Below are 24,843 nucleotides of genomic sequence, written 5' to 3' on the forward strand. Positions count from 1 at the left end.
CAGAAGATCGTGCTGCGTCCGCTGCCGGGGCTGCCGGTGGTGCGCGACCTGATCTGCGACTTCACGCAGTTCTTCAACCAGTACCACTCGATCAGGCCGTACCTGATCAACGACACGCCGCCGCCGGAGAAGGAGCGTCTGCAGTCGCCGGAAGAGCGCGACGAACTGGACGGCCTGTACGAGTGCATCCTGTGCGCGAGCTGCTCGACGTCGTGCCCGAGCTTCTGGTGGAATCCGGACAAGTTCGTGGGCCCGGCGGGTCTGCTGCAGGCGTACCGCTTCATCGCGGACAGCCGCGACCAGGCGACTGGCGAGCGGCTCGATAACCTGGAAGACCCGTACCGGCTGTTCCGCTGCCACACCATCATGAACTGCGTCGACGTCTGCCCGAAGGGATTGAATCCGACCAAGGCGATCGGCAAGATCAAGGAATTGATGGTGCGCCGCACGGTTTAAAATGAATAACCCCCACGCTTCGTGTCGTTCGCTGCCCTCGCGGGGCGGCCGGTACGCTTCGGAGCGACCTGGCAAGTATTGACATGAACGATGCATCGCATCAGTCCGACCCTCTCCGCCGCGCGCGTCTTCGCTGGCGCGCCCGGCGAGGCCTGCTGGAAAACGATCTGATCTTCGAACGTTTCTTCAGCCGATATGAGCATGACCTCAGCGATGCCGACGTGGGCGCACTTACGCGCCTGCTCGAGCTGAGCGATAACGACCTGATGGACTTGCTTCTCGCGCGCAAGGAACCTGAAGGCGAGCTTGCCGACCCGGATGTGGTCCGGGTCCTGGAGCTGCTGCGCAACGCTTGAGCGCCGCAAGTGCGTTGTTCCAGGCGTGCAATTATCGAAACCCCGTTTCCATTCTTCGATTGAGGATGTGCTATGACCCCGTCAGATGTTAAAGCCACGCTATCGTTCAGCGACAATTCGCCGAGCGTTGAAATGCCGATTTACAAGGGCACTCTCGGCCCGGACGTGATCGACATCCGCAAACTGTACGGCCAGACTGGCAAGTTCACGTACGACCCTGGCTTCATGTCGACGGCGGCGTGCAATTCGGCGATTACGTACATCGACGGCGATAAGGGCGAGTTGCTGTACCGCGGCTACGCGATCGACAACCTCGCGGAAAACGCGGACTTCCTGGAAACCTGCTACCTGCTGCTGAAGGGCGAACTGCCCAACGTGCAGCAGAAGGCGGAGTTCGTGAAGACCGTCACGAACCACACGATGGTGCATGAGCAAATGCACTTCTTCTTCCGCGGTTTCCGTCGCGACGCGCACCCGATGGCGATTCTGGTTGCCGCAGTCGGCGCGCTGTCGGCGTTCTATCACGACTCGCTCGACATCAACAATCCGCGTCACCGTGAAGTGTCGGCCATCCGCATGATCGCGAAGCTGCCGACGCTGGTCGCGATGGCGTACAAGTACAGCATCGGCCAGCCGTTTGCGTATCCGCGCAACAACCTGTCGTACAGCGCGAACTTCATGCACATGATGTTCTCGAACCCGTGCGAGGACTACAAGGTCAACGACGTGCTGGTGCGCGCGCTCGACCGCATCCTGATCCTGCACGCGGACCACGAACAGAATGCGTCGACTTCGACCGTGCGTCTCGCCGGTTCGTCGGGCGCAAATCCGTTTGCGTGTATCGCAGCCGGTATCGCGTGTCTGTGGGGCCCGGCGCACGGCGGCGCCAACGAAGCCGCGCTGAACATGCTGGAAGAAATCGGCTCGGTCGACAACATTCCTGAGTTCATCAAGCAGGTGAAGGACAAGAACTCGGGCGTGAAGCTGATGGGCTTCGGTCACCGCGTCTACAAGAACTACGATCCGCGCGCGAAGCTGATGCGCGAAACCTGCCACGAAGTGCTGGAAGAGCTGGGCCTGCACGACGACCCGCTGTTCAAGCTGGCCATGGCACTGGAAAAGATCGCGCTGGAAGACGAGTACTTCGTGTCGCGCAAGCTGTATCCGAACGTCGACTTTTACTCGGGCATCGTGCAGCGCGCACTGGGCATCCCGACGTCCATGTTCACGTGTATCTTCGCGATGGCGCGTACGGTCGGCTGGATTGCGCAGTGGAACGAAATGATCGCCGATCCCGAACAGAAGATTGGCCGTCCGCGTCAGCTGTTCATCGGCGACACGCCGCGTGAAGCAAAGCCCATCGCGCAACGCTGATCGGGTTTCGGTCTTCCTCGTCTGTAGTCGCCTGTCTGCTGCGGGCTGAGGTCGACTTCAAGGCTTGAATCTGAAACGCCCCAACGGGTACAACCGTTGGGGCGTTTCCCTTTTGGCGGCCCGGTGGTGCATGGCGGGCCGCCAGCCGTTAGTCACGCAAAGCGTTTCACGCTGGTGGCACGCGTCGTGAGCGCCTTCCCGACTTTTCAAGCGAAGGCGGACGCATCTGCAGATCCTGCGGCGCCGCCGCTGCATCTTTCGGCGCGCGGCCGTGCGTCTCAAAGAACCGGCGGTACGCGCTCGGCGTCATGCCGCGCGCGGCGAGAAACTGTCGATTGAAATTCGCGAGATTGGGAAAGCCGGCCTTCGCGGCGATCAGTGCGACGGGCCACGTCGTGTCCGTCAGTTGACGCGTCGCGTAGCCGATCCGCAGCCGGCTCAGATAGCGTCCCACGCTTTCGCCGAGATGCCGCATGAAGTACCGGTGCAGCGAACGTTCGGACAGGTTGGCGACCTCGCACAGTTCGGCGATGCGCAGCGGCTCGTGAAAGCGCCGGTCGAGCAGATCGAGCACGCGGCTCAGACGCTCAGCCTCGGATGCGCTGCCGCCTGGCATCGCGGCAGTGCCGCCGGTTTTTTGCCGTGCAGCTCGGGATGCGGACCCAGCCGAATCGTCGCCATCGACGAACTGGTTAAGCCCCGCGGCTAGCCCTGAGCGCTGCGCCGACGCACCGCCTACCTTCGCCGCGCGGCTATGCGCAGCCGGCGACGCCAACGGCTCCGAATCGGCTTCCGCGAGTTGCGCCAGCACGTCGAGCACGGCGCCAAGCCGCACGCGCGGCGAAGCGTCGAGCAACGCCGCCATGCGCTCACGCATCAAGGCCGCGGCCTCGCTGGAGAACCGCAGCCCCGGCGCGCCGCGTCGCAGCAGTATGCGCAGCGACGCGAACTCAGGGCAGCAGTCCGCGATACGCCGTGCCCAGTCGCCGCTGAACCACACGACGATCGCCACCTGTGGCGCGCTTGCGTCGATCGGCTCGGTCGACGCCCACGTATGCGGCATGTCCGGCGGCACGAGCACGAGATCGTCGCCGCTGTAGTCCGCAATGTGATCGCCGATGAAACGGCGGCCGCGGCTGTTCATGGTCAGCGTGAGTTCGTATTCGGGGTGGTGATGCCACTCGAACGGAATCTGCGCGAGCTGCCGATGGTAGACGCGGATCGAGCAGCCCTCGGGAATGGTGACGCGTTCGTATTGAGGTTTCACGGCAGACGTTTTGAGGCGGGCAAGCCGGCCGCGCGAACAGAAGCAGCGGCGAATGTCCGAATTGTATCGGTATCTGGCAGTAAAGCATGCTTCGCGAGGGTCGAACATCCTTAATCTGCGAGAAGCACAGCACTACACAGACCATCACACGGAGACAAACCATGCCGCTCGTCATCGACAATATTCCGGAGGCGATTCGCAGCACCAAGCGTGCGCTGCGAGCCGCGCTGCCGAAGTACAAGCAAGTCTTCGGCGAAGTCGAAGGCGCGATCCGTCAGCAGATCGACGCGATTCACCGCGACCGCGCACAGGGGCGCGAGGCGATTCCCGTGTTCGACTATGCGTCGGTGGCGTCCGGCAGCGTCGATCCGGCGACCATCGCAAGCATCAGAACGCGGGGCGCGTGCGTCGTGCGCGGTGTTTTCGACCGGCAGCAGGCAAGCGACTGGAACGACGAAATCGCCGATTACCTGCGGCGCAACGATCTGGACGCCAAGCTCGCGCACCGCGCGGAAGACAGGTATTTCGGCAATCTGTCGTCAAGCAAGCCGCAGATTTACGGCATCTACTGGTCGAAGCCGCAGACAGCCGCGCGCCAGTCGGAAGAACTGACGAACACGCGGGTGTTCCTCAATCGTCTGTGGAAGTCGGAGAGTGAAGGCCGGCGGCATTTCGATCCCGAGCGCGTGCCGGTGTATGCGGACCGGATTCGTCGACGGCCGCCGGGTTCGGAGTCGCTGGGTTTATCGCCTCACGTGGATGGCGGCTCGGTCGAGCGCTGGCTCGATCCGAACTTCCAGAAGGTCTATCGGCATGTGCTGTCAGGCAACTGGCGCGCATACGAGCCGTTCGACGCGGCTTATCGGCCGGATGTGCAGGAAATTCCGTCGCCGGCCGTCTGCTCGATGTTCCGCACTTTCCAGGGCTGGACCGCGCTGACGCCGCAAGGCCCGGGCGACGGCACTTTGCAACTGATTCCAATCGCGAACGTCATGGCTTACGTGATTCTGCGCGCGCTCCAGGACGACGTCCCCGACGATGAACTGTGCGGCGCCCAAGCCGCGCGCGCCCTGTCGATCAACGCTGAGTGCCACAGCCTGCTGCTGGAAGCCGTCATGCCGATCCCGCATATGCAGCCGGGCGACGCAGTGTTCTGGCACAGCGACGTAGTGCATTCGGTCGAGGACACGCATCGCGGCAAGGGCTACAGCAACGTGATGTATATCGCGTCGGCGCCTTGGTGCGCGAAAAATGAAGCGTATCTGAGGCGTCAGTTGCCGAGCTTTTTGCGCGGCGAAAGCCCGCCCGATTTTCCCGCCGACCACTTCGAGACGGACTTCGCCGGTCGCGCGCAGGAAAACGATCTGACGGCGCTCGGCCGCACGCAACTCGGGTTCGAGCTGTCGCGCTGAATCATCGCAGGCGAGGCGGGGGCCAGCCCGCCTCATCCATTGCCGTCAACGCGGCGCAATCAGGTCCGCCGGCGCACCATGCCGTAGATCAAAAGCAGCACGATCGCGCCAATTACCGACGCGATCCAGCCCGCCGCCTGGCCTGGCTGGTACCAGCCGAGCGCCCGCCCGACATAGCCCGCGATCAGCGAGCCGGCAATGCCGAGAATGATGGTCATGATGAGACCCATGCGGTCGTCGCCGGGCTTCACTGCCCGCGCGATCAGTCCCACGATCAGCCCTACGATCACCGTACCAATGAAGGAAAGCATGCAGACCTCCGAAAGAGTGTGAGTGTTACTGTCTTCACTACTATCCGCTACCGTTCCTGCCGCGATGCTTTTGGGAGCATACGCGCTGAACGCGGAACCGGCTGCAAGAGTCGCGCCTGTGTGTGCAGCAGGCGCTCCTCCCAACAACTGCGCCGTTGCCAGCAGCTTGCCGGGTGCCGCCGATACAGGTATCGTCACTACCACCCAACTCACTGTTTTTTATCGCTTTTTTGGATGGCGGGGCGGCCCACGGCGTGACTTCGCGTGGCATAATCGATCGACACAGTCAGCCCGCAGTCATTACTACCCCGCATACCATGGCACAGACTCTCTACGACAAATTGTGGAACACGCACGTGATCCACACGGAAGAAGACGGCACGACGATTCTCTATATCGACCGTCACCTGCTGCACGAAGTCACCAGCCCCCAGGCGTTCGAAGGTCTGAAGCTGGCTGAGCGTCCGGTGTGGCGCATCAGCGCCAACCTGGCCGTGTCGGACCACAACGTGCCGACCACCGACCGCAGCCACGGCATCGCCGATCCGGTTTCGAAGCTGCAGGTCGACACGCTGGACTCGAACTGCGACGCGTACGGCATCACGCAGTTCAAGATGAACGACCTGCGCCAGGGCATCGTGCATATCATCGGGCCGGAGCAGGGCGCCACGCTGCCCGGCATGACGATTGTCTGCGGCGACTCGCATACCTCCACGCACGGCGCGTTCGGCGCGCTCGCGCACGGCATCGGCACTTCTGAAGTGGAGCACGTGCTGGCCACCCAAACGCTCTTGCAGAAAAAGAGCAAGAACATGCTGGTGAAGGTTGAAGGCGCACTGCCCCGCGGCTGCACGGCGAAAGACATCGTGCTCGCGATCATCGGCAAGATCGGCACCGCGGGCGGCACCGGCTACGCGATGGAGTTCGGCGGCTCGACGATTCGCGCGCTCTCCATGGAAGGCCGCATGACCGTGTGCAACATGGCGATCGAGGCGGGCGCGCGCGCCGGCATGGTCGCCGTGGACGACACCACGATCGAATATCTGAAGGGCCGTCCGTTCTCGCCGGAAGGCGCGGAGTGGGACGTCGCCGTGGAGTACTGGAAGCAGTTCAAGTCCGACGAAGGCGCCTATTTCGACCGCGTGGTCGAACTGAACGCGGCGGAAATCGTCCCGCAGGTCACCTGGGGCACGTCGCCGGAAATGGTCACAGCGGTTAACGGCCGCGTGCCCGATCCCGAGCGCGAAAAAGATCCGGTCAAGCGCGATGCGATGGAACGTGCGCTCAAATACATGGCGCTGGAACCGAACGCGCCGATCGAGTCGATCAAGCCGGATAAAATCTTCATTGGGTCGTGTACCAACGCGCGCATTGAAGACATTCGCGCCGCAGCGTACGTCGTGAAGAAACTGGGCCGCCGCGTCGCGCCGAACATTCGCCTCGCCATGGTCGTGCCGGGCTCGGGTCTCGTGAAAGCGCAGGCCGAGCGTGAAGGCCTCGACAAGGTGTTCACGGAAGCCGGTTTCGAATGGCGTGAGCCAGGCTGCTCGATGTGTCTCGCCATGAACGCCGACCGGCTGGAGCCGGGCGAGCGTTGCGCGTCCACGTCGAATCGTAATTTCGAAGGTCGTCAGGGCGCCGGTGGCCGCACCCATCTCGTGAGCCCCGCCATGGCCGCAGCCGCGGCCATCGAAGGGCATTTTGTCGATATTCGCAAGCTGGGATAAATCGCATGATGAACAACATGAATCGCACTACTCTACTGCGTCGCTTCGCGCTCGGTGCTCTGGCTGGGTTGCTGCTCGGTCTCACCGGCTGCAACACGGTGCACGGATTTGGGCAGGACATGTCGCACCTCGGCAATTCGATCAGCAATCACGCTGAGAAATAACCGGTTTTTGATTTTTGCCGGCGATGCGGCGCGCGGCCTTCCTGCCGCCACGCGCATCGCCCGGTCCTGAAACAGGCGCAAGCGTCATGGATAAATTCATCGTACACACCGGCGTCGTGGCGCCGCTCGATCGCGAAAACGTCGACACGGACGCGATTATTCCCAAGCAATTCCTGAAGTCGATCAAGCGCACCGGTTTCGGTCCGAACGCATTCGACGAATGGCGTTACCTGGACCACGGCGAGCCGGGCCAGGACAATTCGAAGCGTCCGCTGAATCCGGATTTCGTGCTGAACCAGCCGCGTTATCAGGGCGCTTCGGTGCTGCTCGCGCGCAAGAATTTCGGCTGCGGCAGCTCGCGCGAACATGCGCCGTGGGCGCTTCAGCAATACGGCTTCCGCGCGATCATCGCGCCGAGTTTTGCCGACATTTTCTATAACAACTGCTTCAAGAACGGCCTGCTGCCGATCGTGCTGACCGAACAGCAGGTCGATCATCTGTTCAACGAGACGTATGCGTTCAACGGTTTCCAGCTGACCATCGACCTTGAAGCGCAAGTCGTGCGCACGTCGGACGGCGCGACCGAGTATCCGTTCGAAGTCGCAGCGTTCCGCAAATACTGCCTGCTGAACGGTTTCGACGACATCGGCCTCACGCTGCGTCACGCGGACAAGATTCGCCAGTTCGAAGCCGAGCGCATTGCGAAGCAGCCGTGGCTGGCTCACCGCATCGTCGGATAAGACCGAAAGTCCCGAAGAAAATCACTAAGGAATTCGCATGAAGATCGCAGTGTTGCCGGGCGACGGCATCGGCCCCGAAATCGTCAAAGAGGCCGTCAAGGTTCTGAACGTGCTCGGCGAAAAGTTCGAACTCGAAGAAGCGCCGGTTGGCGGCGCGGGCTACGAAGCGAAAGGTCACCCGCTGCCCGACTCCACGCTGGCGCTCGCGAAGGAAGCCGACGCGATCCTGTTCGGCGCTGTGGGCGACTGGAAGTACGACAAGCTGGAACGTGCGCTGCGCCCGGAGCAGGCCATTCTGGGCCTGCGCAAGCATCTGCAACTATTCGCGAACTTCCGTCCGGCAATCTGCTATCCGCAACTGACGGGCGCTTCGTCGCTGAAGGAAGAGATCGTTTCCGGCCTCGACATTCTCATCGTGCGCGAGCTGAACGGCGACATCTACTTCGGCGCGCCGCGCGGCGTGCGTGAAGCGCCGGACGGCCTGTTCGCCGGCTCGAAAGAAGGCTTCGACACGATGCGTTATTCGGAGCCCGAAGTGCGCCGCATTGCGCACGTCGCCTTCCAGGCGGCGCAAAAGCGCGGCAAGAAGCTCACTTCGGTGGATAAAGCCAACGTGCTCGAAACCTCGCAGTTCTGGAAAGACGTGATGATCGACGTCTCGAAGGAATATGCGGATGTCGAGTTGTCGCACATGTACGTGGACAACGCCGCCATGCAGCTGGTGAAGGCGCCGAAGTCGTTCGACGTGATCGTGACCGGCAACATGTTCGGCGACATTCTGTCCGACGAAGCCGCCATGCTCACGGGCTCGATCGGCATGCTGCCGTCCGCGTCGCTCGACAAGAACAACAAGGGCTTGTACGAGCCGTCGCACGGTTCGGCGCCGGACATCGCCGGCAAGGGCGTGGCGAACCCGCTGGCCACGATTCTGTCGGCCGCCATGATGCTGCGCTACTCGCTGAACAAGGCCGAGCAGGCAGACCGCATTGAAAACGCAGTGAAGAAAGTGCTGGAACAAGGCTACCGCACCGGCGACATCCTGACGCCCGGCTGCAAGCAGGTCGGCACGGTCGCAATGGGCGACGCAGTTGTCGCGGCACTGTAAAAGCGGCCGGCGCTCGGCTGAAGCGGCGCGCGCTGCGCGCTCAAGCCAGCGCCACTCGGATCGTTAAAACGGTCTTTAATACGCGAATCGGCCCAAAAAAGGCCGATTCGCGCGCAATGCTGACGACAGCGACGGACAACGACGTCGCCGGATTCCGGTTTTCGTGTATATTGTAGCGATGGCACAAATGGCTCAAATCTCCACGATTTCGAAACTGCACGGCAAAACGGCCCGTGTGGTTGAGCTCGCCATTACCACCAAAGCGCTGATTAAAACGATTACCCCGAAAACGATCACGAAACGCTGATCGTCCGTCGTGCCCGCTCATCTTCCCCGCGCGGTCACTGCGGGCAAAGATGCGGGGAAGTTTCCACTCGAAGGGTATGAAGTCATGAATGTAGGTCTCGTAGGTTGGCGCGGCATGGTCGGCAGCGTCCTGATGCAACGTATGCAGCAGGAAGGCGATTTCGACTTGATCGAACCGGTGTTTTTCAGCACCAGCAACGCGGGCGGCAACGCGCCGTCGTTCGCCAAGAACGAGACCAAGCTCAAAGATGCGACAAGCATCGAAGACCTGAAGAAGTGCGAAGCAATCATCTCCTGCCAGGGTGGCGATTACACGAACGAAGTGTTCCCCAAGCTGCGCGCGGCCGGCTGGAACGGCTACTGGATCGACGCGGCTTCGGCGCTGCGCATGAAAGACGACGCGGTCATCATTCTCGATCCCGTCAACCTGGACGTGATCAAGAACGCACTGGTCAAGGGGCAGAAGAATTTCATCGGCGGCAATTGCACGGTTAGCCTGATGCTGATGGCGCTCGGCGGCCTGTTCCGCGAAAACCTCGTCGAGTGGATGACGGCCATGACGTACCAGGCCGCCTCGGGCGCGGGCGCGCAGAACATGCGCGAGTTGCTCTCGCAAATGGGCACGCTGCACGGCGCGGTGAAGAACGAACTCGCGGACCCGGCTTCGGCGATTCTCGATATCGACCGCCGCGTGCTTGAAGCCATGAGCAGCGACAGCATGCCGACCGACCACTTCGGCGTGCCGCTCGCGGGCTCGCTCATTCCGTGGATCGACAAGGATCTCGGCAACGGCATGTCGAAGGAAGAGTGGAAGGGCGGCGCCGAAACCAACAAGATTCTCGGCAAGCCGGCCATGGGCACGCCCGGTTCCATTCCTGTGGACGGCCTGTGCGTGCGGATCGGCGCAATGCGCTGCCACTCGCAGGCGCTCACCATCAAGCTGAACAAGGACGTGCCGCTCGACGAAGTCAACAGCATCCTCGCTTCGGGCAACGACTGGGTCAAGGTCGTGCCGAACGAACGCGAAGCGTCGATGCGCGATCTGTCACCGGCAGTCGTGACCGGAACGCTGACGGTGCCGGTCGGCCGCGTCCGCAAGCTGGCGATGGGCGGCGAATATCTGTCGGCATTTACGGTCGGCGATCAACTGCTGTGGGGCGCGGCCGAACCGCTGCGCCGCATGCTTCGCATTGTGCTCGACAAGTAAAGTAAACTACGCGCTCACGACGCGTAGAAAACTCAAGAAGCGTCGCGCTTGCGCGGCGCTTTTTTCATTTGTGTGCTCCGATTATCTTGTCTCTTTATAACCGCAAAAAAGGGCCGCGCGCTGACGCGCCAGGAGTCCCGATGAATCTTCGACTCTCTTCCCTTCGGGCCATGCTTGCGCGCCCAGATGTTTGCCGCCTGGCGGCCGCAGCCGCTTTGGCGTTCTTGCTGACGGGCGCAGGTCTTGGTAGCGCAATGGCCGCGCCCGTCGACGCCGCAAGCGCGCCCGGCGCCGCTGCGGCATCTGCGCCCGCGGCCGCATCTGCGTCTTACTCGACCGGTGGCCAATATACGGTCAAGCCGGGTCAGTCGCTGAACGACGTGGCGATTGCCGTCACCCAATCGCACGACCGGGCCACGCTTGCACGCGCGGCCCGCGCCTTGTTCGACGCGAATCCGAACGCGTTCATGGGCCACGATCCGAGCCGCATGCGCCTCGGAGCGGTGCTGACCGTGCCGCCGCTCGACGCGTCGGGCGCGGTGGCGGCAGGGACTTCCGCAGCAGCTTCAGCTTCGGTGCCGACGGCTGGCAGCGGTTCGTCGTCGAATGCGTCAGTCGTGGCGGCCGCGAGCGGCGCCACGCAAAGCAATGCAGCGGTTGCGAGCGCGACAGGCGCGGAAAGTCCTGCGACGCAAGCTGCAGCGCCGGCCGTACCTGCGGCTCAAACTCCGGCCAGTGCGGCGACGGACGCAAGTTCGGCTGTTTCCGGCGGCGCTGTTTCCTCGGCGCCTGCCGCTGGCGCCGAGGCGCCCTCCGCCGCAAGCGGCACGCATGTGTGGTCGGGATCCGTCCAGCCGTCAGCGAGCGAAGCCGTCGCCGCGACGGGCGCCTCGCAGCCGCGCGCGCAAGTGTCGAGCTTGCAGCAACTGCTGGCGTTGAAGAATCGCGTGCTGATGGAGTTGCAGAAACATGGCATCGGCGGGGCGCCGGCGGCGCCGGCCGCTCCTTCGGCGAGCGGTACGCAACCGGTGCCGGGCGCATCCGCCGCGGCTGTCGTGCCTGGTCATGCAGGCGCCGCTATGTCGACGTCGAGCGAGCCCGGCATTTCGCAGACGAACCTCGCGGTGGGCGCCGCGGTGGGCGCCGCGCTGGTGGTGCTTTTGACTGCTCTGCGGATGGGCCGGCGCAAGCGCGAGCGGTTGGCCGAGGCGCGGCAAGCGGACGCGTCGGAGAAGGCAGTGGAGGCGGATGGCGTCGAGCCGGCGGCTTCCGTTGCTGCTCGCGGCGAGATGGTCAGCCCCGAAGAACACGAGGCCGACCTTGGAGCGGCTGCCGCGCAGCATGCAGCCACGGCAGCCGCTGCCGAACGCGAAGCGGCTGAAGGCGACGCCGCGGCACGCGAAATGGCGGAGCGCGTCGCGGCAGAGCGCGAAGCCGAGATGCGTACGGCGGCCGCGCGTGAGGCGCAGGCGCGCGAAGCGCAAGAGCAGGCCGCCCCGACAAGCGCCTCGGAACGCGAAGTTGCACAGCGCGTGGCCACCGATGAGGCTGCACACGGCGCCCAAGCGGAGCGCCTACTGGCTGAAAGAACGGCGGCGGAAGAGGCAGCAGTGAGCACCAGCCTCACCGAAGAATCCGCCGCAGAGCAAGCCGCGGCAGACCAGGCAGCATCGCGCCAAGCCGGACTCGCGTCGGAGCAGGAGCCCGCTTCGCCAGACGTGACAGCGCGCGAGCCGTCACCGGAAGATGCAACTCGAGAGACGCCGCACGAGATGGCCGACGACTGGGCCACCGTACAACAACGCGCGCTTCATGAGCCGTCGGCGGCCGCCACGTCGCCCCATGCGCATCTGACCGCCGAACCGGGCTCGCCGCAACAACCCGCTGCCTTCGAGCAAACCGAAGCGGCGACGGAAGAGCACCGCGAGAACCTGCTGAACGCAACGACAGCCGCGAGCCTCGACGCCGCCGCCGAACTGGGCGCCGACGCTTTGCCGCGGGCGCCGCTCGAACCGTTGAATGAGGCGTGGGAGCCGGAACCGTTGTCACATCGCCTGGAATGGGACGACGAACCGCTGCCGCCGGAGCCGATGGAGCCTTCGCTTCCACAGACCCCCGCATCGGCAGAATTCCCGCGCGACGCCGTCGATGCGTTTGGCAGTCTGGACATGCCGTTGCCGCCGCGCGTCGGGTCGGGCGCCGAAGCCGTGCGCGCACCGGAATCGCTGAGCAGCCAACCCGTCGCGTCACCTGAAGCGACTGCGCGGCAAGCTGTTCCCCCGCCGCCCGACTCCGAAGAAGCGCCGCATGCCGCCGACGAGATCACCGCGGGCACCGCCGGCCGCGGCGCGGTAGCAGGCTTGGGCGCCGGCAGTCTGGGCACGGCGGGATTCGGCGCGCTAAAGCTCGACTTCGACCTGGAACTGCCGCCCAGCCCGACGCAGCCGCTGCCCGCGTTCACGCCGGCGGACCTTGCCCGCATCGCGCGAAACAAGCTGGATCTTGCCGCCGAATACATCGAACTGGGTGATCTGGCCGGCGCGCGCACGCTCATCAACGAAGTGATCGAAGCCAACGATCCGGCCACGCGCAGCGACGCCCGCGCGCTGCTCTCGACCCTCGCTCCGTTGTCGTGAAGCGGATTGCGCTAGGCGTTCAGTACGACGGGTCGGCGTTCTGCGGGTGGCAGTCGCAGCCGCATGGCAACACGGTTCAGGATGAGCTCGAACGGGCGCTGCGCGAGTTTGCGCGCACGCCTGTGCACACGGTGGTCGCCGGGCGGACGGACACGGGCGTGCACGGCCTCGGCCAGGTCGTGCATTTCGACACCGAACTCGAGCGGGCCGATATTTCATGGGTTCGCGGCACGAATTCGTTTTTGCCGAAGACAATTTCGGTGCAGTGGGCCAAGCCGATGCCCGAAGCGTTTCACGCGCGGTTTTCCGCATTCGAGCGCACTTATTACTACGTGCTGTACGTGCATCCGGTTCGTTCGCCGATGCTCGCGGCGCGCGCGGGTTGGGTCCACGCGTCGCTGGATATCGACGCAATGCGCGCAGCAGCGGCGCATTTGATCGGCGAACACGACTTTTCGGCGTTCCGCTCGTCGCAATGCCAGTCGAAAACGCCGGTCAAGCATCTGTATCAGATCGACATTCAGCAACACGGCGACTTCGTACATTTCCGTTTCAGGGCAAACGCGTTCCTGCATCACATGGTGCGCAACCTGATGGGATGCCTTGTCTACATCGGCAAGGGGCGTCGCCCGGTCGAGTGGATGGCCGAGGTCCTCGCGAGCCGCGACCGGGAATGGGCCGCGCCGACCTTCATGCCGGATGGGCTGTATCTCGCGCAGGTGGGCTATCCTGAGCACTTCGCCGTGCCCGCGCCGCAGACGGGCAGCGTGCCGTGGAGCACCGTATGGAACGAGCAGGCACAAACATGAGTTCGACTGATATTCTCGCGACTGAAAACCCGGCAACCGCATCGGATACCGGCGGCCAGCAAGCCGTGCCCCGGCGCACGCGGATCAAGCTGTGCGGTCTGTCCAGAGCGGCCGACGTAAATTACGCGATCGACCTTGGTGCCGACGCCATCGGCCTCGTGTTCTATCCGCCGAGTCCGCGTTCGGTCAGCGTCGCGCAGGCGGTCGAACTGGTGCAGGATGTGCCGCCTTTCGTGTCGGTGGTCGGCTTGTTCGTGAACCCGTCGCCGGACTGGGTGCGGGAAGTGGTCAGCAACGTCGGGCTTTCGCTGTTGCAGTTTCACGGCGACGAAACCGCGGACCAGTGCGAATCGCTCGCCGGCATTGCGGGTTTGCCTTGGTTGCGTGCGTTACGCGTTGCGGCGGATACTCAGTCGGCCGATTTGGTAAAATCGGCTCTCAACTATTCAGGCGCCAATGGCTTTCTGTTCGACACGCATGTCGAAGGCTATGGCGGCGGCGGGAAGGTTTTCGATTGGTCACTTATTCCAGCAGAGCTCGCGCGTCGGGCCGTTTTGAGTGGTGGGTTGAACGCGCAAAACGTCAGTGATGCGATCCATCGCGTGCGCCCGTACGCGGTCGATGTCTCGAGCGGCATCGAAGTGCCGGGCGCCAAGGGCGTGAAAGATCACGCCCGGATGGCGGCATTCGTACGCGCGGTGCGCGCGGCGGATGCCGGATGATTCCGCGGTGCGGCGCCTCATCAGCGCGCCGCACGCCACGAAAGAGTGATCCTCATGTATAACTTGCCTGACGAAAGAGGCCATTTCGGCCAGTTTGGCGGCGTGTTCGTCGCTGAAACGCTGGTTCACGCACTTGACGAGCTGCGTACTTCCTACGAAAAATTCCAGAAAGACCCTGAATTCATCGCCGAGTACGAGCGCGAGCTGAAGTACTTCGTAGGTCGGCCTTCGCCTATTTATCACGCGCAGCGCTGGAGCGACATGCTCGGCGGCGCGCAGATTTTTCTCAAGCGCGAAGATCTGAATCACACCGGCGCGCACAAGATCAATAACGTGATCGGCCAGGCGCTGCTGGCCAAGCGCATGGGCAAACCGCGCGTGATCGCGGAAACCGGCGCGGGGCAACACGGCGTGGCCACCGCGACGATCGCGGCGCGTTTCGGTATGGAATGCGTGGTCTACATGGGCGCGGAAGACGTGCGTCGCCAGGCGGCGAATGTGTACCGGATGAAACTGCTCGGTGCCACCGTTGTGCCCGTCGAGTCGGGCTCGCGCACGCTGAAAGACGCGCTGAACGAGGCCATGCGCGACTGGGTGACAAACGTGGAAAACACGTTCTACATCATCGGCACGGTGGCTGGGCCGCACCCTTATCCGATGATGGTGCGCGACTTCCAGCGCGTGATCGGCGACGAGTGCAAGGTCCAGATGCCGGAACTGATCGGGCGCCAGCCAGACGCGGTGATTGCGTGCGTTGGCGGTGGTTCGAACGCAATGGGCATCTTTTATCCGTACATCGATGATACTTCTGTGCAATTGATCGGCGTGGAAGCGGCCGGCGACGGCATCGAGTCGGGCCGGCACGCGGCGTCGTTGATCGGCGGCAGTCCGGGGGTGTTGCATGGCAACCGCACGTATCTGCTGCAGGACGAGAACGGTCAGATCATCGAGACGCATTCGGTGTCGGCGGGTCTCGACTATCCGGGCGTAGGACCCGAGCACGCGTGGCTAAAAGAGTCCAACCGCGCGCAATACGTCGGCATTACCGACGAAGAAGCGCTCAAGGCGTTCCACGACTGCTGCCGCATCGAGGGCATCATTCCGGCGCTGGAATCAAGCCATGCGCTGGCTTACGCAACGAAGCTCGCGCCGACGCTGGCTAAGGACAGGCACCTGTTGGTGAATCTCTCCGGCCGCGGCGACAAGGACATGCACACGGTCGCGGAGCGATCGGGCATTCAGTTCTGAGCGCCGCCGCGATGCGCGACGAGTACGACGAGCCCCAGCCGACGACGACCGAAACGCCGCCGGCTGGCGAACTTCTGGTGCGCGAGGCGCCTGCGCTGCTGTTGCCGCAGGTGCCCGCGGGCATCCAGTTGTTGAACCGCGATTTTCTGACTGATGTAGCGAATATTCCCGACGGATCGATCGACCTGATCCTCTGCGACCCGCCGTATGGGCTCGGAAAGGATTACGGCAACGACTCCGACATGCGTACTGGCGACGACTTCCTCGCCTGGACGCGTGGTTGGCTCGAGCTTGCCATTCCGAAGCTCAAGCCGTCAGGCTCGCTCTATATTTTCTGCACCTGGCAATACGCGCCGGAAATCTTCTGCTTCCTGAAGACGAAGCTCGTGATGATCAACGAGATCATCTGGGACCGGCGTGTGCCGAGCATGGGCGGAACGACGCGCCGGTTCACCTCGGTGCATGACAACATCGGCTTTTTCGCGGTGTCGAAGGATTATTACTTCGACCTCGATCCCGTCCGCATCCCGTACGATGCCGCCACGAAGAAGGCGCGTTCGCGTAAATTGTTCGAAGGCAGCAAGTGGCTGGAGCTTGGCTATAATCCGAAGGATGTCTGGTCTGTATCGAGGCTGCACCGGCAACATGCCGAGCGCGTCGATCACCCCACGCAAAAGCCTTTGGAGATTGTCGAGCGAATGGTGCTGGCCAGTTGTCCGAAGGGCGGTCGCGTGCTCGACCCTTTCATGGGCAGCGGCACCACCGCAGTCGCTTGCGCCCGTCAGCAGCGCGAATTCGTCGGCTATGAGATCAATGAAAGTTACTGCGCGATAGCGCGGGAACGCGTCAGCGCCGCTGCTGCCGCGACCGCCGGGCGTGCGCCTGCCAAAGCGGGAGCGCAACGGCAAACCGAAGTGCAATGACGCGCCACGCGCCCGCGCAGTAGCTCAATCGAGAACAACTCCATGTCCCGTATCAAAAACACATTCGCAGCGCTGTCCGAGCAGGGCAAAAAAGGCCTGATTCCTTTCATGACGGCCGGCGACCCGGACCCGGCCCGCACGGTCGAATTCATGCACGCGCTGGCCGCGGGCGGCGCGGACGTCATCGAACTCGGCGTGCCGTTTTCGGACCCGATGGCCGACGGCCCGGTGATCCAGCAATCGTCCGAGCGCGCCTTGGCGCATGGCGTGTCGCTGCGTCACGTGATCGCAGACGTCAAGCGGTTCCGCGAAACCAACGACACAACGCCCGTCGTGCTGATGGGCTACGCCAATCCGATCGAACGCATGGGCACGGAAGCCTTCGCGAAGGCGGCGAAGGAAGCCGGCGTAGACGGCGTGCTGGTGGTCGACTACCCACCGGAAGAATGCGCTAACTTCGCGGAAAAAATGCGTTCCGCCGGGATCGATCCGATCTTTCTGCTGGCGCCCACGTCGACCGACGAGCGCATCGCCGAAGTCGGCAAGATCGCGAGTGGTTATGTCTATTACGTGTCTCTAAAAGGCGTGACCGGCGCGGCAAATCTGGACGTTTCCAGCATCGCGAGTAAAATCCCGGCGATCAAGTCGCGCGTGCCGCTGCCGGTGGGCGTCGGTTTTGGTATTCGTGACGCCGAAACGGCGCGTCTTGTGGCCGAAGTTTCCGACGCCGTCGTGATCGGCAGCCGTATCGTGCAATTGCTCGAGCAGGCGGCCCCGGAAACAGCCGCGGAGACGCTCACGCGTTTCGTCGCCGAGGTGCGCGAGGCGCTCGACAGCGTCGCGACTGCCCGATAACAGTCATTTTGTCGTCTGTAGTGCGAGCGGCGGGTTCATCCCGCCGTTTGCGCAACCGTTGACCCCAGAAGGATTCAATATGAGCTGGCTCGATAAGCTGCTGCCGCCAAAAATCAAACAAACCGACCCGAAGAGCCGCAAGGGGATTCCGGAAGGCCTGTGGATCAAGTGCCCGTCGTGCGAAGCCGTGCTGTATCGCAACGACGTCGAGGCCAATCTCCACGTGTGCCCGAAGTGCGACCACCACATGCGCATCGGCGCGCGCGAACGGCTGGACAGCCTGCTGGATCCGGAAGGCCGCTATGAGATCGGCCAGGAAATCGTCCCGGTCGACGCGCTCAAGTTCAAGGACAGCCGCAAGTACCCGGACCGCCTGAAAGAGGCAATGGACGACACTGACGAAACCGACGCCATGGTCGTCATGGGCGGCGCGATCCACACGTTGCCGGTCGTGGTGGCGTGTTTCGAGTTCTCGTTCATGGGCGGCTCGATGGGCTCTGTGGTCGGCGAGCGCTTTGCCCGCGGCGCGCAGAATGCGCTCGAGCAGAAAGTGCCGTTTATCTGCTTTACCGCTTCGGGCGGCGCGCGCATGCAGGAAAGCCTGCTTTCGCTGATGCAAATGGCGAAAACCACCGCGATGCTGACCAAGCTCGCCGAGGCCAAGCTGCCGTTCATCTCCGTGCTGACCGATCCGACCATGGGCGGCGTGTCGGCGAGTTTCGCGTTCCTCGGCGACGTGGTGATCGCGGAACCCAAGGCGCTGATCGGCTTTGCCGGCCCGCGCGTGATCGAACAAACCGTGCGCGAAAAGCTGCCGGAAGGCTTCCAGCGCGCCGAGTTCCTGCTGACGAAGGGTGCGATCGACATGATCGTGGACCGTCGCAAGCTGCGAGAAGAGCTCGCTCAATTGATGGCGCTCCTGAGCCACCAGCCGGCGGACGCCGTCGCCTGAGCGGCGAAGTGCTGGGTGTGCCGGCATGTGGGTCTGTGCTGCCCTTTGCGGGCAGTTGCCGTCGAATTCCCCATGGCGGCGCATGGGCCATGCGCCGTCAGCGTCCGAAAACTTGCACAAAAATAGCGCGCCGCATGAGCAATCAAGCGGCGCGCTGTCATTTCCGGGATAATCACGGTCTCACATACTGCGCGGGGCGCTGCTCCGCGCATGTTTGTCACACCGCTCAATGATTTTCTCGCGATTCACCCGATGACCACATTCCCCACCCTCGACGCGTGGCTCACGCATCTCGAATCCGCGCATCCGGTCGGCATCGACATGGGCCTCGCGCGTATCAGTCAGGTGCGCGACGCGATGCAGCTGTCGTTTGCCTGCCCGGTGATCACGGTTGGCGGAACGAACGGCAAGGGCTCGACCTGCGCGATCCTCGAATCGATCCTGCTGCGCGCCGGTTTCACCGTGGGTTGTCATACTTCGCCGCATTTGCTGTCGTTCAATGAGCGCGCGCGCGTCAACGGCCAGATGGCGACAGACGCCGATCTGCTGCCGCACTTCGAAAGGGTCGAGGCGGCGCGGCTGAGCCTCGCCCAACCGGTTTCACTGACCTATTTCGAGTTCACGACGCTGGCGATCATGAGCCTGTTCGCCTCGCGCGGGCTCGACGCGGTGATTTTCGAAGTCGGCCTGGGCGGGCGCCTCGACGCCGTGAATATTCTCGACACCGACTGCGCGATCATCACCAGCATCGACATCGACCACACGGAATATCTTGGCGACACGCGCGAGAAAATCGCGCTTGAAAAGGCCGGCATTTTCCGCGCCGGCAAGCCCGCTATCTGCGCGGACCCGGTCCCGCCGCAAACACTAATCGACTACGCAGAGCAGATCGGCGCCGAACTATGGCTATTTGGGCGCGATTTTCGCTATGAAGGCCAGGCAGGCAGCGAGCGGCAGCAATGGAGCTATGTCGGCCCGACGCTGCGGCGCTCCGCGCTCGCTTATCCCGCGTTGCGCGGCGCCAATCAGTTGATCAATACGTCTGCCGCATTGGCCGGTCTCGAAGCGCTGCGCGACCGTCTGCCGGTTTCGGCGCAGGACATCCGGCTCGGGCTCGCGAACGTCGAGTTGCCTGGCCGTTTCCAGGTCTTGCCGGGCAAGCCGGCCATCGTGCTGGATGTCGGTCACAATCCGCACGCGGCCGCGGTGCTGGGCCAGAATCTCGGCAATATGGGCTTTTTCCCCTACACCTACGGTGTATTCGGGATGATGGGCGATAAGGACATTGCCGGCGTGCTAGCGCATCTGAAGGGCGAAATCGATCACTGGTGCGTGACCGATCTGCCGACGCCGCGAGCGGCATCGGCGGAACAGCTCGAAGCCGCGTTGCGCGAGCAGGGCGTGCAGGACAGCGGCGACAGCAGCGTGACGCGTTACGCGACGCCTGCAGAGGCGTACCAAGATGCGCTAAAACGGGCGTCAGAGAATGATAGAATTGTGGTTTTCGGCAGTTTCTATACGGTAGCCGGCGTCATGGCCTACCGTAAATCGCAGCAACACTGAACGGGCGCCACGCTCGAACCAAGCGATTCATGGGAATTTTCTCGTTCGGCAAGAAAGACGACGCGCCCAGCCGGCGCGGCGCAAACACCAGTTCCACCCGGGCCGCCCGTAGCGAGCGCGTGGAGCGGCGGACCCGCCGCACGGAGCGCACCGTCGACGCCGATGCGATGCTGCTCGACCCCACGTTGCCCGAAAAACAGCGCGCGCGGCGTCGGCTGGTGGGCGCGATCGCCATGGTCGTGGCAGCGGTGGTCGTGCTCCCCATGGTGCTCGACTCGCACCCAAAGCCGGTTACCGACGACATCTCTATCGACATCCCCAGCCGCCCCGCGCCCAAGCTCTCGAAGCACGAGGTAGACACTCAGGCGGGCGTCGCACCGGATAATCCAACGGCGGACGCAGCACTGGCAGCTTCCAGCCTGGCGCCGGCCAGGTCCGCTGCGCCGTCGGTCGCGCAAGGGCAATCGGGCGCCGCAAGGAAGGACGCGAGCCAGCAGGCCACGAAGGAAACCACCCAGGCCGAGGCGAACACGACCCCAGCGCCCGCCGCGAAGCCTGCTGCCAGGCCGCAGGCACCCGCCGTCGCAGCCAACGCCGCGCCGGCGCCCGCGCCTGCCACACAGGCCGCAAAACCTGCCAACAAGCCGGCAACCCGCAGCAATGCGACGGCCGCCGCGCCATCCGCGGACGAAACCAACGTCGCAGCCGGCGCGGACGCGAATTCCGGCACGCCGGCCTCGCCGCCGGGCAGCCGTTTTGCCGTGCAACTGGGTGCTTTTGCCAACGAAACCAATGCGCGCAATTGGGCGACCAAGTTGAAAGCGGCCGGCGTGCCCGCATATACCGAACATCGGAAGCAGGCTGACGGCACGACGCTCACGCTTTTACGCGCCGGACCGTTCGCGGACCGCGCGGCGGCAAGCGCCGCAATCGCGAAGGTTCGCGAGGCCGGTCTGGGGTCGGGCGCGAACAGCGGCGCCGCACAGTAAAGCGAGCGATGTTCACTGCCTTCGACTACGCTGTAATGGCGGTGATCGGTTTGTCGGCCTTGCGCGGCACATGGCGCGGGTTTTTGTCCGAAGTGTTCGGGCTGATCGGCTGGATTGCGGCGTTTTTCATTGCTTGCCGCTTCGTTGGTTATGTCGTGCCGTATATCCCGTCCACGTGGCCGGGCGGCGCGTTGACCCAGTGGCTGCTGGCCTTTGCGTTGGTAGCGATCGGTGTGGTGCTGGTGGCAAGCGTGCTGAATGCGCTGCTCTCGCGCATCGTGCAGGCTACCGGCCTGAGCGGCGTGGACCGCTCGCTCGGTTTAATGTTCGGCCTCGTGCGCGGGGTCGTGCTGGTGCTGATTCTGGTCGCCCTTGCAGGCCTGACCGAACTGCCCCAACAGGAATTCTGGCGCAACGCCTTGCTGCGGCCCTATGCGGTCGAGGGCGTGCACGTAATGAAACCGCTGCTTCCGGAAACGCTCGCTGCCTACGTCCGCGTGTGACGATCAGGTGAGTGGCCAAGGAACCCGGCAGCACTCCGGCGCAAACCGGTTGCCTTTGCATCATGTCGCGAACCGTCGCGTCATATCGCGCGCTCTTCGCGAGGCACCGGCCGCTCTGACGAATTTCGTACCTTTGAAGGACATGCCATGTGCGGCATCGTAGGCGTAGTTTCCCATTCTCCGGTCAACCAGCTCATCTATGACAGCCTGCTGCTGCTGCAGCACCGCGGTCAGGACGCCGCCGGCATCGCCACGGCGAACGGCAGCAATTTCCACATGCACAAGGCCAACGGCATGGTGCGCGACGTGTTCCGCACGCGCAACATGCGCAGCCTGCCGGGCAACACCGGTATCGGCCAGGTGCGCTACCCGACGGCCGGCTCGGCGTCGAGCGAGGAAGAAGCGCAGCCGTTCTACGTGAACGCACCGTTCGGCATCATCCTCGCGCACAACGGCAATCTGACCAACTGGCAGCAGTTGAAAGATGAGATGTTTCGCATCGACCGCCGCCACATCAACACCAATTCCGACACGGAAGTCATGCTCAACGTGCTTGCGCACGAACTGCAGCTTTCGAGCTCGGGCTTGCAGCTCGATCCGGCGGCGCTCTTCAAGGCGGTGTCGGGCGTGCATCGGCGGGTGCGTGGTTCGTATGCCATTGTTTCGCTGATCGCCGGTTACGGCCTGCTCGGCTTCCGCGACCCGTTCGGCATTCGTCCGCTTTGCCTCGGCAAGCAGGAAACGGCAGAAGGCGTGGAGTGGATTCTGGCGTCGGAATCGGTGGCGATTGAAGGTATTGGTTTCGAATTCGTGCGCGACGTGGCGCCCGGCGAAGCGGTGTTCATCGACCTCGACGGCAACGTGCATTCGCAGCAATGCGCGACCAACCCGAGCCTGAATCCGTGCATTTTCGAGCTCGTGTATCTTGCGCGTCCGGACTCGGTGCTGGACGGCGTGCCGGTCTACAACGTGCGTCTGCGCATGGGCGATTACCTCGCTGAAAAGATCAAGCGCGAGTTGCCCGACGTGGCAATCGATGTCGTCATGCCGATTCCCGATTCGTCCCGTCCGGCCGCGATGCAGGTCGCGAAGAAGCTGGGCGTCGAGTATCGCGAGGGCTTTTTCAAGAACCGTTATGTCGGCCGCACATTCATCATGCCGGGCCAGGCGGTGCGTAAGAAGTCGGTGCGCCAGAAGCTCAACGCAATGGGCATCGAGTTCAAGGGCAAGAACGTGCTGATCGTCGACGACTCGATCGTGCGCGGCACCACTTCGCACGAAATCGTGCAGATGGCGCGCGACGCCGGCGCGAACAAGGTGATCTTTGCTTCGGCCGCGCCGCCGGTGAAGTTCCCGAACGTCTACGGTATCGACATGCCCACGCGCGGCGAGCTCGTCGCTCACGGCCGCTCGGACGAGGAAGTGGCGCGCATGATCGGCGCCGACCATCTCGTATATCAGGATGTCGAGGCGCTCAAGCAGGCCGTGCGCGACATCAATCCGGCGCTCAAGGAGTTCGAGGCGTCGTGCTTCGACGGCAACTACGTAACCGGCGACGTGACGACCGAGTATCTCGATCGCATCGAAACCGCGCGTCTTGCGCCGTCGTCGCAATCGGATCGCGACGCCGCGAGCGAAGCAATCGACGGTGGCGGCCCCGCGCGCTCGCAATTGCATCTGCAGTTGTCGGTAGGCTGACTTCGCGTCTTATGGCTTGCGCACGCGGCATGCCGCGTGTGCGCCGCGCTACGGCGCCAGCGTATGGCCTCTGCTTGTCGGCGCCTAGGCCGGCTCGAAGCCATACACGATGCAAAGGTGTTTGCTCCGGTGCGCGGCCCAGCGCAACGCAGGGCCGGCGCTCTCCGGCCTTCGACACATGAATGACCATACGCGGCGCGCTCGGCCAATTGGCCGGCGCGCCTTTTTCATGCAGCAACGCCTGATGCAGCACGGCTGCAAACCGCACACTCAGTGCCGCAACGCGCGCCACTGACCTGGCGCGAGCCCGAACCGCCGCGTGAATGCATGCGTATAGGCGCTTTGATCGCCAAAGCCGATATCGAGCGCGATGTCCGTTAGCGAAAGCCGCGGATCGGCGAGCAGCGTGAGCGACGTATCGAGCCGCAGCCGCTGCAGGTAGCGATGCGGCGTTTCGCCGAACGCTTCGATAAAGAGTTGATGAAAGCGCCGCATGCCGAAGCCGCAATGCGCGGCAAGGTCGGCAATACGCAGCGGCTCTGACAGATGCGCGCGCAACCAATGGTCGATGCGCGCGAAGTCGAGCCCGGCAGCGGGCGCTTGGGCGCCTTGAATGCCCGCGCCCGCCACGAGCGCCGCGCCGAGGCGAGCGGCTGCGTCCCAGTGAAAACGACGAACTTCGAGATCATCCGCCGGTGCGCCATGTGCGCCATGCGCGCCATGCGCGGCGCGCACCGCAATGCGCTGCACGAGCGCGGTGAACGGGGCGTCCACGATAACGGTACGCGCCCGGTCGAACAGCCGTTCCGGGACGGCGAGCGTCGCGGCCGGCAAGTCCAGCACCAACTGCCGGTTTTCGCCGAGCCCCGCGTAGTCGTGCCGCGCGCCGGCGGGAATGAGCCACGCACAGCGCGCGTCGATCTGTTGAGCGATGCCGTCCACGGCCATCACCATCGCGCCGTCGAGTCCTAGCACGACCTGATGGAAGTCGTGCACGTCCGACGCCTCCTCCGCGCCGAAGCGGCGCAGCGAAACGCTAGGTGCGGTCACGGCAGCGTGCGTCATCGAGAGTTATCTGCGCAGCAGACAGCAAACAAAGCAGGCAGAGCCGAAGCCTTAAACGTCGAGCAATTCGACTTCGAACACGAGCGTTGCGTTCGGCGGAATCACGCCGCCCGCGCCACGCACGCCGTAGCCGAGCTGCGGCGGAATGGTCAGCTTGCGCGTGCCGCCAACCTTCATGCCTTGCACGCCTTCGTCCCAGCCCTTGATGACCATGCCGCCGCCGAGCACGAACGCGAACGGGTCGTTGCGGTCCTTGCTCGAGTCGAACTTCTGGCCGTCGGTCAGCCAGCCGGTGTAATGCACGCTGACGGTCTTGCCGGCAACCGCTTCCGCGCCCGTTCCTTCAACAATATCTTCGTACTTCAAGCCGGATTCGGTAGTCACAGTCGACATGTGTCGCTCCTCGGTTCATAAACGTAAAACCGACATTGTAGGCGCGTTGCAGCAGTGCGGTC

General features: G+C 63.5%; 25 protein-coding genes. 20 read left to right on the plus strand and 5 right to left on the minus strand.

The genetic code is table 11. The features are described from left to right. From A3AC_RS0123805 to gltA, 3 genes are all read left to right on the plus strand, one after another. Positions 1 to 456 (plus strand): succinate dehydrogenase iron-sulfur subunit (locus A3AC_RS0123805; protein ID WP_025601975.1); only part of this gene is annotated, 456 nt, incomplete at its 5' end. Positions 457 to 539: 83 nt separating this feature from the next. After that, complete coding sequence (locus A3AC_RS0123810) at positions 540 to 812, plus strand: FAD assembly factor SdhE (RefSeq protein ID WP_025601976.1); 273 nt, start codon at positions 540 to 542, stop codon at positions 810 to 812. Positions 813 to 884: 72 nt separating this feature from the next. Then, on the plus strand, positions 885 to 2,186 hold the full coding sequence (gene gltA / locus A3AC_RS0123815) for a citrate synthase (protein ID WP_025601977.1): 1,302 nt from the start codon (positions 885 to 887) through the stop codon (positions 2,184 to 2,186). A gap of 166 nt (positions 2,187 to 2,352) precedes the next feature. Here gltA and A3AC_RS0123820 read toward each other — a convergent pair whose 3' ends face one another. After that, a complete protein-coding gene (locus A3AC_RS0123820; protein WP_025601978.1) occupies positions 2,353 to 3,453 on the minus strand; it encodes a helix-turn-helix domain-containing protein in 1,101 nt (366 codons plus the stop codon). 161 nt (positions 3,454 to 3,614) lie between these two features. On the opposite strand from A3AC_RS0123820, the gene A3AC_RS0123825 reads away from it, so the two are divergent. After that, the gene (locus A3AC_RS0123825; protein WP_025601979.1) at positions 3,615 to 4,865 is read left to right on the plus strand and encodes a DUF1479 domain-containing protein; all 1,251 of its coding nucleotides are present in this window, start codon (positions 3,615 to 3,617) and stop codon (positions 4,863 to 4,865) included. Positions 4,866 to 4,924: 59 nt separating this feature from the next. Here the strand turns inward: A3AC_RS0123825 and A3AC_RS0123830 are convergent, their stop codons facing one another. After that, complete coding sequence (locus tag A3AC_RS0123830; RefSeq protein WP_025601980.1) at positions 4,925 to 5,176, minus strand: GlsB/YeaQ/YmgE family stress response membrane protein; 252 nt, start codon at positions 5,174 to 5,176, stop codon at positions 4,925 to 4,927. A gap of 317 nt (positions 5,177 to 5,493) precedes the next feature. Here A3AC_RS0123830 and leuC point away from each other — a divergent pair, with 317 nt between their 5' ends. The 4 genes from leuC (at position 5,494) to leuB (ending at position 8,912) form a co-directional block, all read left to right on the plus strand. Beyond that, positions 5,494 to 6,903, plus strand: a complete 1,410-nt coding sequence (gene leuC, locus A3AC_RS0123835; RefSeq protein ID WP_025601981.1) for a 3-isopropylmalate dehydratase large subunit — start codon at positions 5,494 to 5,496, stop codon at positions 6,901 to 6,903. Between the two features lie 5 nt (positions 6,904 to 6,908). After that, positions 6,909 to 7,067 (plus strand): entericidin A/B family lipoprotein, encoded by a 159-nt coding sequence (locus A3AC_RS0123840; protein WP_013342061.1) that lies wholly within the window; start codon positions 6,909 to 6,911, stop codon positions 7,065 to 7,067. An 86-nt stretch (positions 7,068 to 7,153) separates the two neighbouring features. Then, a complete protein-coding gene (gene leuD / locus A3AC_RS0123845) occupies positions 7,154 to 7,807 on the plus strand; it encodes a 3-isopropylmalate dehydratase small subunit (RefSeq protein WP_025601982.1) in 654 nt (217 codons plus the stop codon). Positions 7,808 to 7,844: 37 nt separating this feature from the next. Then, positions 7,845 to 8,912, plus strand: a complete 1,068-nt coding sequence (gene leuB, locus A3AC_RS0123850) for a 3-isopropylmalate dehydrogenase (RefSeq protein ID WP_025601983.1) — start codon at positions 7,845 to 7,847, stop codon at positions 8,910 to 8,912. A gap of 40 nt (positions 8,913 to 8,952) precedes the next feature. Here the strand turns inward: leuB and A3AC_RS30550 are convergent, their stop codons facing one another. Next, entirely contained in the window at positions 8,953 to 9,357 is a 405-nt protein-coding gene (locus tag A3AC_RS30550) for a hypothetical protein (RefSeq protein WP_198018033.1), read from the minus strand. Between A3AC_RS30550 and asd the strand changes: the two genes are divergently transcribed. From asd to purF, 12 genes are all read left to right on the plus strand, one after another. After that, entirely contained in the window at positions 9,304 to 10,425 is a 1,122-nt protein-coding gene (asd, locus tag A3AC_RS0123860) for an aspartate-semialdehyde dehydrogenase (protein ID WP_025601984.1), read from the plus strand. The two genes, A3AC_RS30550 and asd, sit on opposite strands and share 54 nt — an antisense overlap. 140 nt (positions 10,426 to 10,565) lie before the next feature. Next, a complete protein-coding gene (locus A3AC_RS0123865; RefSeq protein ID WP_025601985.1) occupies positions 10,566 to 13,061 on the plus strand; it encodes a FimV/HubP family polar landmark protein in 2,496 nt (831 codons plus the stop codon). Continuing rightward, positions 13,058 to 13,870: a tRNA pseudouridine(38-40) synthase TruA gene (gene truA / locus A3AC_RS0123870; RefSeq protein WP_025601986.1), complete on the plus strand. Its 813-nt coding sequence runs from the start codon at positions 13,058 to 13,060 to the stop codon at positions 13,868 to 13,870. The genes A3AC_RS0123865 and truA overlap by 4 nt, the downstream gene beginning before the upstream one ends. After that, on the plus strand, positions 13,846 to 14,592 hold the full coding sequence (locus A3AC_RS0123875; RefSeq protein ID WP_025601987.1) for a phosphoribosylanthranilate isomerase: 747 nt from the start codon (positions 13,846 to 13,848) through the stop codon (positions 14,590 to 14,592). Before truA ends, A3AC_RS0123875 begins: the two co-directional genes overlap by 25 nt. A gap of 54 nt (positions 14,593 to 14,646) precedes the next feature. Beyond that, on the plus strand, positions 14,647 to 15,840 hold the full coding sequence (gene trpB, locus A3AC_RS0123880) for a tryptophan synthase subunit beta (RefSeq protein ID WP_025601988.1): 1,194 nt from the start codon (positions 14,647 to 14,649) through the stop codon (positions 15,838 to 15,840). Positions 15,841 to 15,851: 11 nt separating this feature from the next. Continuing rightward, positions 15,852 to 16,763, plus strand: coding sequence for a DNA-methyltransferase (locus tag A3AC_RS0123885; RefSeq protein ID WP_025601989.1), 912 nt, complete (start codon positions 15,852 to 15,854; stop codon positions 16,761 to 16,763). A 42-nt stretch (positions 16,764 to 16,805) separates the two neighbouring features. Continuing rightward, positions 16,806 to 17,618, plus strand: a complete 813-nt coding sequence (gene trpA / locus A3AC_RS0123890) for a tryptophan synthase subunit alpha (protein WP_025601990.1) — start codon at positions 16,806 to 16,808, stop codon at positions 17,616 to 17,618. Between the two features lie 79 nt (positions 17,619 to 17,697). Further along, positions 17,698 to 18,570 (plus strand): acetyl-CoA carboxylase, carboxyltransferase subunit beta, encoded by an 873-nt coding sequence (gene accD / locus A3AC_RS0123895; protein WP_025601991.1) that lies wholly within the window; start codon positions 17,698 to 17,700, stop codon positions 18,568 to 18,570. A 252-nt stretch (positions 18,571 to 18,822) separates the two neighbouring features. Continuing rightward, positions 18,823 to 20,133: a bifunctional tetrahydrofolate synthase/dihydrofolate synthase gene (folC, locus tag A3AC_RS0123900; RefSeq protein WP_025601992.1), complete on the plus strand. Its 1,311-nt coding sequence runs from the start codon at positions 18,823 to 18,825 to the stop codon at positions 20,131 to 20,133. A gap of 29 nt (positions 20,134 to 20,162) precedes the next feature. Beyond that, positions 20,163 to 21,122 (plus strand): SPOR domain-containing protein, encoded by a 960-nt coding sequence (locus A3AC_RS0123905; RefSeq protein WP_025601993.1) that lies wholly within the window; start codon positions 20,163 to 20,165, stop codon positions 21,120 to 21,122. Between the two features lie 8 nt (positions 21,123 to 21,130). Next, positions 21,131 to 21,625, plus strand: coding sequence for a CvpA family protein (locus A3AC_RS0123910; RefSeq protein ID WP_013342048.1), 495 nt, complete (start codon positions 21,131 to 21,133; stop codon positions 21,623 to 21,625). Positions 21,626 to 21,772: 147 nt separating this feature from the next. Continuing rightward, positions 21,773 to 23,323, plus strand: coding sequence for an amidophosphoribosyltransferase (gene purF, locus A3AC_RS0123915; protein ID WP_025601994.1), 1,551 nt, complete (start codon positions 21,773 to 21,775; stop codon positions 23,321 to 23,323). Between the two features lie 270 nt (positions 23,324 to 23,593). Here the strand turns inward: purF and A3AC_RS0123920 are convergent, their stop codons facing one another. Together A3AC_RS0123920 and A3AC_RS0123925 are read right to left on the minus strand one after the other, a co-directional pair. Next, complete coding sequence (locus tag A3AC_RS0123920) at positions 23,594 to 24,388, minus strand: AraC family transcriptional regulator (RefSeq protein WP_025601995.1); 795 nt, start codon at positions 24,386 to 24,388, stop codon at positions 23,594 to 23,596. A 51-nt stretch (positions 24,389 to 24,439) separates the two neighbouring features. Further along, a complete protein-coding gene (locus tag A3AC_RS0123925) occupies positions 24,440 to 24,781 on the minus strand; it encodes an FKBP-type peptidyl-prolyl cis-trans isomerase (protein ID WP_006047612.1) in 342 nt (113 codons plus the stop codon). Between the last annotated feature and the right edge of the window lie 62 nt (positions 24,782 to 24,843).

This window comes from Burkholderia sp. WSM2230 (genome assembly GCF_000472445.1).
GTDB lineage: Bacteria > Pseudomonadota > Gammaproteobacteria > Burkholderiales > Burkholderiaceae > Paraburkholderia.